Annotated in this window: 10 protein-coding genes and 1 pseudogene; 10 read left to right on the top strand and 1 reads right to left on the bottom strand. The window is 61.7% G+C overall.

Annotated elements, in window-relative coordinates:
• The 4 genes and pseudogenes from nudF to LQ215_RS28270 all read left to right on the top strand — a co-directional run.
• A pseudogene (nudF, locus tag LQ215_RS28285) lies at positions 1–141 on the top strand (ADP-ribose diphosphatase); the annotation flags it as partial.
• Positions 132–584, top strand: a complete 453-nt coding sequence (locus LQ215_RS28280) for a DUF1249 domain-containing protein (RefSeq protein WP_003186471.1) — start codon at positions 132–134, stop codon at positions 582–584. The pseudogene nudF and the gene LQ215_RS28280, both read left to right, overlap by 10 nt.
• Before the next feature lie 99 nt (positions 585–683).
• Positions 684–1,499: a 3',5'-cyclic-AMP phosphodiesterase gene (gene cpdA, locus LQ215_RS28275; RefSeq protein WP_230153557.1), complete on the top strand. Its 816-nt coding sequence runs from the start codon at positions 684–686 to the stop codon at positions 1,497–1,499.
• A gap of 1,386 nt (positions 1,500–2,885) precedes the next feature.
• Positions 2,886–3,239, top strand: coding sequence for a DUF6124 family protein (locus LQ215_RS28270; RefSeq protein ID WP_230153558.1), 354 nt, complete (start codon positions 2,886–2,888; stop codon positions 3,237–3,239).
• 155 nt (positions 3,240–3,394) lie between these two features.
• Here LQ215_RS28270 and LQ215_RS28265 read toward each other — a convergent pair whose 3' ends face one another.
• Positions 3,395–3,595 carry a nucleoid-structuring protein H-NS gene (locus LQ215_RS28265; RefSeq protein ID WP_230153556.1) on the bottom strand — a complete coding sequence of 67 codons (201 nt, stop codon included), beginning with the start codon at positions 3,593–3,595 and terminating at the stop codon, positions 3,395–3,397.
• 517 nt (positions 3,596–4,112) lie between these two features.
• On the opposite strand from LQ215_RS28265, the gene LQ215_RS28260 reads away from it, so the two are divergent.
• The 6 genes from LQ215_RS28260 (at position 4,113) to LQ215_RS28235 (ending at position 11,330) form a co-directional block, all read left to right on the top strand.
• A complete protein-coding gene (locus LQ215_RS28260) occupies positions 4,113–4,721 on the top strand; it encodes a YqiA/YcfP family alpha/beta fold hydrolase (RefSeq protein ID WP_230153555.1) in 609 nt (202 codons plus the stop codon).
• Positions 4,722–4,763: 42 nt separating this feature from the next.
• The gene (parE, locus tag LQ215_RS28255) at positions 4,764–6,668 is read left to right on the top strand and encodes a DNA topoisomerase IV subunit B (protein WP_230153554.1); all 1,905 of its coding nucleotides are present in this window, start codon (positions 4,764–4,766) and stop codon (positions 6,666–6,668) included.
• A complete protein-coding gene (locus tag LQ215_RS28250) occupies positions 6,668–7,654 on the top strand; it encodes an esterase-like activity of phytase family protein (protein WP_230153553.1) in 987 nt (328 codons plus the stop codon). Before parE ends, LQ215_RS28250 begins: the two co-directional genes overlap by 1 nt.
• The gene (locus tag LQ215_RS28245) at positions 7,651–8,172 is read left to right on the top strand and encodes a retropepsin-like aspartic protease family protein (RefSeq protein WP_230153552.1); all 522 of its coding nucleotides are present in this window, start codon (positions 7,651–7,653) and stop codon (positions 8,170–8,172) included. The genes LQ215_RS28250 and LQ215_RS28245 overlap by 4 nt, the downstream gene beginning before the upstream one ends.
• Before the next feature lie 10 nt (positions 8,173–8,182).
• Positions 8,183–10,447 (top strand): DNA topoisomerase IV subunit A, encoded by a 2,265-nt coding sequence (gene parC / locus LQ215_RS28240; protein ID WP_230153551.1) that lies wholly within the window; start codon positions 8,183–8,185, stop codon positions 10,445–10,447.
• A 178-nt stretch (positions 10,448–10,625) separates the two neighbouring features.
• Positions 10,626–11,330, top strand: a complete 705-nt coding sequence (locus tag LQ215_RS28235; protein WP_230153550.1) for a PqiC family protein — start codon at positions 10,626–10,628, stop codon at positions 11,328–11,330.
• Positions 11,331–12,103 lie beyond the last annotated feature (773 nt).

The raw sequence follows: 12,103 nt of genomic DNA, 5'->3' as shown, positions 1-12,103 counted from the left end.
GAAGATATCCGCGTCAAGGTCTGGTCTTTCGAAGATGCCCTGCAAGCTGTGCGCGACGGACAAATCTGCAATGCACCGAGCATCATCGCCCTGCAATGGCTGGCCTTGAACCGCGAGGAAGTGAGGGGGTTATGGTCCTGAACAAGCTGCGCGATCGCTATCGCGTCGATCTGGTGGGGTTGCAGGCCGCCTGCGAAGCCAACTACGCCCGCCTGATGCGCTTGTTGCCGGACATGCGCAACGATCCGGCGCCACGGCGTATCGCCGTGACCCACGGCGACCAGATGCTCGGCGTGCTGGCCCTGGAAGTGCTGCAGACCTGCCCCTACACCACCACGCTGCAAGTGCGCCAGGAGCACAGCCTGCCCTGGCTGCCGGTGCCGCAGCTGGAGGTCCAGGTCTATCACGATGCGCGCATGGCCGAAGTCGTCAGCGCCGAACATGCACGACGCTTTCGCGGCATCTATCCTTACCCCAATGCGTCAATGCACCAGCCGGACGAAAAGGCCCAGTTGAACCTGTTCCTGGGCGAGTGGCTGAGTCATTGCCTGGCGCTGGGCCACGAGTTCGAAGTCGTTCGGTAGTTGTGAACCGGTTCCGGTTCACGGGTTTCCCCTTTCGATCATCCCCCAGCATAATTGCCGCTTCATGCAACGGCGTGACTGCGCCTGGGAGAGAGCGATTTGCCGAGCGTATCCAGCTTGACCACTGCCGATGCGGCGTTGCTGGTCCAACTGTCTGACAGCCATTTGTTCGCCGAGGCCGATGCCTCGTTGCTGGGCATGAATACCCGTGACAGTTTGCGGGCGGTCATTGATTTGGTGCTCAAACAGCAGCCGGACATTGACCTGATGCTCGCCACCGGGGACCTGTCCCAGGACGGTACGCTGGAGTCCTACGCGGCGTTTCGGCAATTGACTGCGCGAATCGATGCGCCGGCGCGGTGGATTCCTGGCAACCATGATGAGCCGCGGGTGATGCTCGAGGCGGCGGTCAAGAGCACGTTGCGCGATCCGGTGGTGGACATTGGCAACTGGCGCGTGACGATGCTCGACTCCGCCGTGCCCGGATCAGTGCCGGGTTTTTTGGCCGAGGAGCAGTTGATTCTGTTGGCCAATGCCTTGAGCGAGGCGCCGGAGCGGCATCATCTGGTGTGTCTGCATCATCATCCGGTGTCGGTTGGGTGTGCTTGGATGGAGCCGATCGGGTTGCGTAATCCTGAGGCGCTGTTTGCGGTGTTGGATCGGTTTCCTCAGGTGCGGGCGGTGTTGTGGGGGCATGTGCATCAGGAGGTTGACCAGGTGCGCGAGGGGGTTCGTTTGTTGGCTTCGCCTTCGACTTGTATTCAGTTTGAGCCGGGGAGTGAGGATTTTGCGGTGGGCTCGCAGGCGCCGGGGTATCGGTGGTTGCGGTTGTTGCCGGATGGGCGGTTGGAGACGGGGGTTGAGCGGGTGGTTGGGTTTGCGTTCACTCCGGACTATGGCTCCAACGGTTACTGAGTTCGGCCCAACTCTTGCTCGCGATGGCGGTCTGATTGAGTACATATCCATTTCTGCGGTAACGGCCGCTTAGGGTTCCGCCCTGACGGCGGCTCACTTTTGAGAAGCGCAAAAGTAAGCAAAACGCTCTTGCCCCACCACTTGGCACCTCGCCTAGGCTCGGTGTGCCCTCACTCCGGCATTGCTCCGTGGGCCCGCCGCGAAGGGCCATCCATGGCCCAGCGCGGCTATCCCGGCATCCATGCCGGGATGCCCACTACGCAATGCCTGCGTTCGGCCATCGTGGTTAACGGGGCGCCTGAGATCAACGTCACGCCGAGGCGGCCTAGTAGCCGACCTGGCTCTTGCGGTCGTACACCCATCAGACTTGTTTGAGCAGGACCTGTGGGAGCAAAGCTTGCTCGCGAGGCGGCCTGATAGCCGACCTGGCTCTTGCGGTCGTACCCCATCAGCCTTGTTTGAGCAGGACCTGTGGGAGCAAAGCTTGCTCGCGAGGCGGACTGATAGCCGACCTGGCTCTTCCGGTCGTACACCCATCCAATTGTGGGAGCGAGCCTGCTCGCGAAGGCGGCTTGATTGAATACATATCCATTGCTGCGGTAACGGCTGCTTAGGGTTCCGCCCTGACGGCGGCTCACTTTTTTTCAAACGCCAAAAAAAGTAAGCAAAAAAGGCTTGCCCCACCACTCGGTGCCTCGCCTAGGCTCGGCATGCCCGAACGAAGGCATTGCTCCGTGGGCCCGCCGCGAAGGGCCATCCATGGCCCAGCGTGGCTATCCCGGCATCCATGCCGGGATGCCCACTGCGCAATACCTGCGTTCGGCCATCGTGGTTAACGGGGCCTCAAGATCAAAAGCCAAGCCGAGGCGGCCTTAAAGCCGACCTGGCTCTCCTAGTCGTACACCTGTCAGGTCTGTGGGAGCAAAGCTTGCTCGCGAGGCGGCTTTATAGCCGACCTGACTCTCTCGCTCGTACACCCGTCAGATCTGTGGGATCGGCAGTGGTCGCAAATTCCTAGGTCACACTGATCCAATGTGGGAGCGAGCCTGCTCGCGAAGGCGGCGGCACATACAACATGGATGCAAGCAGACCCACCGCCATCGCGAGCAAGCTCGGCTCCCACAGGGATCGGCGGTGGACACTGATCTTATAAACGACCCAAAACCTGTGTGGGAGCGAGCTTGCTCGCGATGGCGGCCTGACAGCCGATCAGGATTGTGGGAATCGGACAATCCTCCGGGTTGCAGCAGATTTTTCCGACGAGCCCTGGCGGTTGCCGGGTGGGAATGGTTGTCGCTAGTCTTTTCCCGTCGCTGCAAATTCAGCGGTCGGGCCTGGAAACCCGAAAGTAGGGGGCGTTATTTCAATCCTAATGGAGCGCTCAACATGTCTGAAAGTAACTCTGGGCCAACAAAAAAAGATTCCATTTCTCCCGAAGCCAGCCAGATTCCCCCGATACTCGATGAAGCCGCCAAGCGCACCATCGACCATTATCTCGACCCCAAGCCTCAAGCCAAAAAGCAAAAGCCCTCAGGTCAACTGTTCACCGTCGTGGACGGCGTCGACACCGAAAGCCTGCTGGCCAACCTCAGCGAAACCCTGGCTTCAGCCGATGCCATGGTCAGCGACCTTGCCTTCGACCTGAAAGGCTCGCGACGCCATGTTGCCCTTGGCATTCAACAACTGATTGAGCTGGGCGCTTTATTGGCGAATCGGATGCTGGACAACGTCAATACATAACCCTGACCACACCGCGCGCAGAGGCGAGCAAGATCGCTCCCACAATTGGACCGGAGTACGACCGGGAGAACTAGGTCGGCTGTCAGGCCGCCTCGCGAGCAAGCTTTGCTCCCACAGATCTGACGGGTGTACAACCGGGAGAGCTAGGTCGGCTACTAGGCCGCCTCGTGGTGGACGTTGATCTCGGGCGCCCCGTTAACCACGCTGGCCGAACGCAGGCATTGCGTAGTGGGCATCCCGGCATGGATGCAGGGATAGCCGCGCTGGGCCATGGATGGCCCTTCGCGGCGGGCCCACGGAGCAATGCCTTCGTTCGGGCATGCCGAGCCTAGGCGAGGCACCGAGTGGTGGGGCAAAAGCGTTTTGGTTACTTTTGCGCTTCTCAAAAGTGAGCCGCCGTCAGGGCGGAACCCTAAGTAGCCGTTACCGCAGCAACGGATATGTACCCGGTCAACAAAAACCTGCCCGGCTGTCAGGCCGTCATCGCGAGCAAGCTCGCTCCCACAGTTTGATCGAAGTACAACCGGGAGAACCAAGTCGGCTACAAGGCCGCCTCGCGAGCAAGCTTTGCTCCCACAGCGGGTGTAAGGGCGGAACCCTAAGTGGCCGTTACCGCAGCAATGGATATGCACCCGATCAATAAATCCTGGCCAGCTGTCAGGCCGCCATCGCGAGCAGGCTCGCTCCCACAGTTTGATCGAAGTACAACTGGGAGAACCTGGTCGGACACCAAGCCGCCATCGCGAGCAAGCTTTGCTCCCACAGCCGCCGTGATCGACGATTCATAGGCGGCAACACCACGGTCAAATCCCCCCCAACCACCGCAATCTCCCTGTAAACTCCGGCCTTTGCCCAACACCCAGGGAGTCGGCAATGTCGGGTTCGATCCTTTATATCCATGGCCTCAACAGCGCCCCGGCGTCAACCAAGGCCAGCCAGTTGACGCAAGTGATGGCACGCCTGGGCCTCGGCGACCAATTACAGGTGCCCGCCTTGCATCACCACCCTCGCCAAGCCATCGGTCAGCTGGAGCAGGCGATTACAGAACTGGGTCGCCCGCTGCTGGTCGGCAGCTCGCTCGGCGGCTACTATGCGACTCACTTGGCCGAGCGCCACGGCCTCAAGGCCCTGTTGATCAACCCAGCCGTCAGCCCACATCGGATGTTTGACGGTTACCTGGGCACACAAAAGAATTTGTACACCGACGAAACCTGGGAATTGACCCACGACCACGTCACGGCCCTGGCCGAGCTGGAAGTGCCGGCGCCCCGGGATCCACAGCGGTATCAGGTATGGTTGCAAACCGGTGACGAAACGCTGGATTATCGCCACGCCCAGCAGTATTACCGCGCCTGTGCCTTGCGCATCCAGGCCGGCGGCGACCACAGTTTCCAAGGGTTTGCCCAGCAGTTGCCGGCGCTGTTGAGTTTTGCCGGCATTGGCGCCGATTTGTACCAGGCGATCGACTTCACGTCGCTGTGAGCCCATCGCCCCTTTTTCATTGAACACTGACGACGAGACCCCATGGCCACTCCCAGCGCTAGCTCTTATAACGCAGACGCCATCGAAGTCCTCTCGGGCCTCGACCCGGTGCGCAAGCGCCCCGGCATGTACACCGACACCAGTCGGCCGAACCACCTCGCCCAGGAAGTCATCGACAACAGTGTCGACGAAGCCTTGGCCGGGCATGCGAAGTCGGTGCAGGTCATCCTGCACGCCGATCATTCGCTGGAAGTCAGCGATGACGGCCGCGGCATGCCGGTGGATATTCACCCTGAAGAAGGCGTGTCGGGCGTCGAGCTGATCCTCACCAAGCTCCACGCCGGCGGCAAGTTTTCCAACAAGAACTACCAGTTCTCCGGCGGTTTGCACGGGGTGGGTATTTCCGTGGTCAACGCCTTGTCGACCCAGGTGCGGGTGCGGGTCAAGCGTGATGGCAACGAATACCAGATGACCTTCGCCGACGGCTACAAGGCCACCGAGCTGGAAGTGGTCGGTACCGTCGGCAAGCGCAACACCGGGACCAGTGTGTATTTCGCCCCGGACCCGAAATATTTCGACTCACCGAAGTTTTCCGTCAGCCGCCTCAAGCACGTGCTCAAGGCCAAGGCCGTGTTGTGCCCGGGGTTGCTGGTCAGTTTCGAGGACAAGGCCACCGGCGAGAAAGTCGAGTGGCATTACGAAGACGGCTTGCGTTCTTATCTGGTGGACGCGGTCAACGATTTCGAACGCCTGCCCAACGAGCCGTTCTGCGGCAGTCTGGCCGGTAACAAGGAAGCCGTGGACTGGGCGTTGTTGTGGCTGCCCGAAGGTGGCGAAAGCGTTCAGGAAAGCTACGTCAACCTGATCCCCACGGCCCAGGGCGGCACCCACGTCAACGGCTTGCGCCAGGGTCTGCTCGATGCGATGCGCGAGTTCTGCGAATTCCGCAACCTGTTGCCCCGTGGCGTGAAGCTGGCACCGGAAGACGTCTGGGAACGCATCGCCTTCGTTTTGTCGATGAAGATGCAAGAACCGCAATTCTCCGGCCAGACCAAGGAACGTCTGTCGTCCCGTGAGGCGGCGGCGTTTGTTTCCGGGGTGGTCAAGGACGCGTTCAGCCTGTGGCTCAACGCCAACCCGGAAACCGGTTTGGCCCTGGCAGAGCTGGCGATCAACAACGCCGGCCGTCGTCTCAAGGCCAGCAAGAAGGTCGAGCGCAAGCGCATCACCCAGGGGCCGGCCTTGCCAGGCAAGCTCGCCGATTGCGCCGGGCAGGACCCGATGCGTTCCGAGCTGTTCCTGGTGGAAGGTGACTCCGCCGGCGGCTCGGCCAAGCAGGCGCGGGACAAGGAGTTCCAGGCGATCCTGCCGCTGCGGGGCAAGATCCTCAACACCTGGGAAGTGGACGGCAGCGAAGTGCTGGCCAGCCAGGAAGTGCATAACATCGCCGTGGCCATCGGCGTCGATCCGGGCGCCGCGGACATGAGCCAGCTGCGCTACGGCAAGATCTGCATCCTCGCCGACGCCGACTCCGACGGCCTGCACATCGCCACGTTGCTCTGCGCCTTGTTCGTCCAGCATTTCCGTCCGCTGGTGGATGCCGGCCACGTTTACGTCGCGATGCCGCCGCTGTACCGCATCGACCTGGGCAAGGAAATCTACTACGCCCTGGACGAAGCCGAGCGCGACGGCATTCTGGATCGTCTAGTGGCCGAGAAGAAACGCGGCAAGCCGCAGGTCACTCGATTCAAAGGCCTGGGCGAGATGAACCCGCCGCAACTGCGTGAAACCACCATGGACCCGAACACCCGCCGTCTGGTGCAGTTGACCCTGGATGATTTCGAAGCGACCTCGGAAATGATGGACATGCTGCTGGCGAAGAAGCGCGCCGGCGATCGCAAGTCCTGGCTCGAATCCAAAGGGGACCTGGCCGAGGTGCTGGCCTGATGCGCATCGGTTTCGCCCTGGCGTTGTGGCTGTGGGCGGGGGTGGTAGTCGCGGGACCTTCGCCGGAATTGAAGCTGCTGTCCGAGCACGCCGTTGATGGCATGCGCGGCGGCAACCTGTCGGGGCTGGCGCTGTGCGGCGGCGAGATGTGGACGGTGTCCGATCGCGACGATGACCGGATCTACCGCCTCAAGCGCGTCGATGCGCCGGTCTGGCAGGCCGAGGTGGTTGAAATCGAGGTGCCGCAGGTGCCGGACAGTGGTTTGCCCTGGGGCTTGCGCTCACGGACCTGGGCGGCGTCGTTCCTGCGTGGCGGTGAGCTGGATTTCGAAGGCATCAGCTGTGACAGCGCCGGCAATCGCTATGTGGTCAGCGAGTCCCATGCCGCCGTGTTGCAGGTGCCGCCGACGGGGCCGGCGTCCTGGTTGAAAATTGCACCAACACTGATCCGCCAGGCCCGCGCCAGTGGCATGTTGCTGCATTTCAATGCGCTATTCGAAGGCTTGGCCGTCAACCCGGCCGGTGACCAACTGTGGTTGGCGGCCGAGCGTGAGCGTCGCGGGCTTTTGCAGGTCAAGCGCCAGCAAACGGTGTGGGACTGCGATGGCAACTGCGTGCTGCTGAGCGAAGCGGGGCTGGAGATGCAGCCGGCGCAGTTCCTCAAGGCCAAGGCGGTTTCGCGGGATTTTGCTGATTTGTCATTGTTCAATGGCAAGCTGTTTACCCTGGAACGCAACGCCTTTGAGATCTGTCGACGTGACCCGCAGACCGCCCAAGTGGAGCGGTGCTGGTCGTTTGCCGCCGAGGCGTTGCAGGACAGTCGGCGTTACTCCCAGGATTATGGGCTGGCCGAAGCGCTGGTCGTGGACGCCGAGGGCGCCTGGATCGGCCTGGACAACAACGACGGTGCCCGCGCCGACGGCGAAACGCGGCCGATCATCTGGCGCTTCGCCGCGCCGGACGGCGGCTGGGGCGCCTCGCCATGAGTCAGCAGCCGCCGGGCAAGCGCGCCGGTCGGGTGCTGATGATCCTCGCCTGGTGCGCGGCGTTGTTCCTGGCAACGCGGTTTTTTGCCCAGTGGGAACAACGCCAGCAAAACCCCAATGCCCAGGTCTATTCGCAAAAAGGCGAAGGGTTTATCGAGGTGAAGTTGGTCGGCAACCGGCAGGGACATTTCGTCGCCAGCGGCCAGATCAACGGCCAACCGGTGGATTTCATGCTCGACACGGGCGCCACCGACGTGGCGATTCCGGTGGAGTTGGCCGAGCGCCTCAAGCTGGACAAAGGTTTCGGCGTGACGTTGAGTACCGCCAACGGTTTGAGCGAGGGCTATCGCACCCGCATCGACCGGCTGCAATTGGGTGACATCGTCTTGCGCGATGTCCGTGCCCTGGTGGCGCCAGGCCTGGGTGGCACGCAAGTGCTGCTGGGCATGAGCGCCCTGAACAAACTTGAATTTACCCAGCGCGACGGCACCATGCTGCTGCGCCAGACAACGAACTGATGAGGCCCGCATGAGCGACATTCTTGCAGACAGCTTAGACGGCGTAGAACGCCGATCGCTGGCTGACTTCACCGAAAATGCCTACCTCAATTACTCCATGTACGTGATCATGGACCGCGCCTTGCCGCACATCGGCGACGGCTTGAAACCGGTCCAGCGGCGAATCATCTATGCCATGAGTGAGCTGGGGCTGGATGCGGATTCCAAGCACAAGAAGTCGGCGCGTACCGTCGGTGACGTGCTCGGTAAGTTCCACCCCCACGGCGACTCGGCCTGCTATGAAGCCATGGTGCTGATGGCCCAGCCGTTCAGCTATCGCTACACGCTGGTGGACGGGCAGGGCAACTGGGGTGCGCCGGACGATCCCAAGTCCTTTGCGGCCATGCGTTACACCGAGGCGCGGTTGTCGCGCTATTCCGAGGTGCTGCTCAGCGAGCTGGGCCAGGGCACCGCGGACTGGGGGCCGAACTTCGACGGCACCCTCGACGAACCCCTGGTGTTGCCGGCGCGTTTGCCGAATATCCTGCTCAATGGCACCACCGGCATTGCCGTGGGCATGGCCACCGACGTGCCACCCCACAACCTGCGGGAAGTGGCCACGGCGTGCGTGCGTCTTCTGGACGAACCCAAGGCCACGGTGGAACAACTCTGCGAGCACATCCAGGGCCCGGACTATCCGACCGAAGCGGAAATCATCACGCCACGCGCCGACCTGCTGAAAATCTACGAGACCGGTCGCGGTTCGGTGCGCATGCGCGCCGTGTACCACGTCGAAGACGGCGACATCATTGTCACCGCGTTGCCGCATCAGGTCTCCGGGGCCAAGGTCTTGGAACAAATTGCCGCAATGATGCAGGCAAAACCGTCGAAAGCACCGCAAGTGGCTGACTTGCGCGACGAATCCGACCACGAAAACCCGTGCCGCATCGTGATCATCCCGGTCAACAGCCGGGTCGACCACGACGCGCTGATGCAGCACCTGTTCGCCAGCACCGACCTGGAGTCCAGCTACCGAGTCAACATCAACATCATCGGCCTGGACGGCAAGCCGCAGTTGAAAAACCTGCGGGCATTGCTGGTGGAGTGGCTGGAGTTCCGGGTCAAGACCGTGCGCCGACGCCTGCAATTCCGCCTGGACAAGGTCGAGCGTCGCCTGCACCTGTTGGACGGTTTGCTGATTGCCTACCTCAACCTGGACGAAGTGATCCACATCATCCGCACCGAGGAGCACCCCAAGGCCAGCCTGATCGCCCGTTTTGCCCTGAGTGAAATCCAGGCCGACTACATCCTCGACACCCGCCTGCGGCAGTTGGCGCGGTTGGAAGAGATGAAGCTGCGCGCCGAACAGGATGAACTCCTCAAGGAACAGGCCAAGCTGCAAGCCTTGCTGGGCAGCGAAGCCAAGCTCAAGAAGCTGGTGCGCACCGAACTGCTCAAGGACGCCGAGACCTACGGCGACGACCGTCGCTCGCCCATCGTCGAGCGTGCCGAAGCCAAGGCGCTGAGCGAGCACGATCTGCTGCCCAACGAGAAAGTGACTGTCGTGCTGTCGGAAAAAGGTTGGGTGCGCTCCGCCAAAGGTCATGATATTGACGCGACGGGGCTTTCCTACAAGGCTGGGGATGGCTTCAAGGCCTTGGCGGCCGGGCGTTCCAACCAGTTTGCGGTGTTCGTCGACTCCACCGGGCGCAGTTATTCGGTGCCGGCGCATACCCTGCCATCGGCTCGCGGCCAGGGTGAACCGCTGACCGGTCGTTTAACGCCACCGCCGGGTGCAACTTTTGAGTGCGTGCTGATGCCTGATGATGATGGACTGTACGTAATTGCATCGGACGCGGGTTACGGGTTCGTGGTCAAGGGCGAGGATCTGCAAGCCAAGAACAAGGCGGGCAAGGCGTTGTTGAGCTTGCCGAACAACGCCAAGGTGATTGCGCCGCGGCCGGTGGCCGATCGGGAGAACAACTGGCTGGCTTCGGTCACCACCGAGGGCCGCTTGCTGGTGTTCAAGATCAGCGACCTGCCACAGCTGGGTAAGGGCAAGGGCAACAAGATTATTGGTATTTCCGGCGAACGGGTCGCTAGCCGTGAGGAATATGTCACGGATATTGCAGTGTTGCCGGAAGGCGCCACGCTTGTGCTACAGGCAGGCAAGCGCACGCTTTCGTTGAAGGCGGACGATCTTGAGCATTACAAGGGTGAACGCGGTCGGCGGGGCAACAAGCTTCCAAGGGGTTTTCAGCGGGTCGATGCACTGCTCGTCGAAAACCTCAATTAGGCGTACTAGAGGGCTCGGTCTGCGATTAAATGCCGCAGATCGATACTTTCGCGCTGGAGTCGGCGCGCATATTCACGGATGATAGGCCCTTTCAAGCGCCGGCGTGGCCGAGCGTTCTTCATAATGACCGAGTATTTTTCATTGTGGTAAGCCTTGTGGCCGCCACCTGGACGGGACGATGACTGCTCTGCGCCTTCCTATTTTGTGGCTCGCTGGCCTGCTTGGCCTAGCGGGCTGCAGCGTCAATCAGCCTGTGTCGCTGTATCAACTCGACAGCGGGACCCCGGCCCAACCTGCGCAAAGCGCAGGCATGGCAGTTTTGCTGGGGCCGGTGCTGATCGCCGACTACCTGCAACGCGAAACCTTATTGCAACGCCAACCGGACGGCAGCCTGCAGGCCGCCACTGACGGGCGTTGGGCTGGCAGCCTTTCTTCGGACATCGATCAGTTGCTGCTACGCCAGGTCGCCGGGCACCTGGACAGCCAGCGTGTAGTGCTGGCACCTGCAACCCAAGGCTTCACCCCGGATGTGCAGGTGCTGCTGTCGATTACCCGCCTGGACTCCGGTAAAGCCCAGCCAGCCGTGCTCGATGCCCAATGGCGATTGATCGACCGTCGTGGCAAGGTGCGCGAGAACCGCATCGTTCATCTGCAAGAGCAACATGCCGGCACCACGGCAGCGCAGGTCCAGGCCCAGGGCGTGCTCCTGCAACGCCTGGCCGAACAGTTGTCCGTGTCGCTCAAGCCCCTGGCCAACCAACCACCTATTGCAGAAGTCCCACGCAAGGCCGCTCCCGCCCCGGCCAAACCGGTGGAAAAGGACAAGGACAAGATCCCCATGGCCTTGCCGATTCGTACGGACATGGAAGTGTTCAGGTTCTGACGCCAGGACTGGATGCAAAAAAGCCCGCCTTGCCTTGATGCGTAATGCTGTTCACTTAAGGCTGTGGAACTTTAGTTTCGACCGATTGGATTGCGTACATATCCGTTGCTGCGGTCACGGCGGCTTAGGGTTCCGCCCTTACTGCGGGTCACTTTTGGAAGAGCCGGGAGCCGGACCAGCCAAAAGTAACCAAAAACGCTTTGCCCCACCACTCGGCACCTCGCTTAGGCTCGGTGTGCCCGAACGAAGGCATTGCTCCGTGGGCCCGCCGCAAAGGGCCATCCATGGCCCAGCGCGCGGCTAACCCGGCATCCATGCCGGGATGCCCACTGCGCAATGCCTGCGTTCGGCCATCGTGGTTAACGGGGCGCCCGAGATCAACGTCCACCACGAGGCGGCCTAACAGCCGACCTGGTTCTTGGTGGGACCGCGTTCCTCCTGTGGGAGCGAGCTTGCTCGCGATGAGGCTGGCACATCCAAACATCACCGCAAACCGACACTCCGCCTTCGCGAGCAGGCTCGCTCCCACAGTTGGATTGAAGTACAAACGCCAGAGCCAGGCCGCCTCGCTTTTGATCTTGATCTTGATCTTGATCTTGATCTTGGGCGCCCCGTTAACCACGCTGGCCGAACGCAGGTATTGCGCAGTGGGCAACCCGGCATGGATGCCGGGTTAGCCGCGCTGGGCCATGGATGGCCCTTCGCGGCGGCCCACGGAGCAATGCCGGAGTGAGGGCATGCCGAGCCTAGGCGAGGCACCGAGTGGTGGGGCA

The sequence above is a fragment of the Pseudomonas brassicacearum genome, assembly GCF_918698105.1.
In the GTDB taxonomy this organism is placed as follows: Bacteria; Pseudomonadota; Gammaproteobacteria; order Pseudomonadales; family Pseudomonadaceae; genus Aquipseudomonas; species Aquipseudomonas brassicacearum_F.
This window is presented reverse-complemented; position numbering and strand designations above follow the sequence as displayed.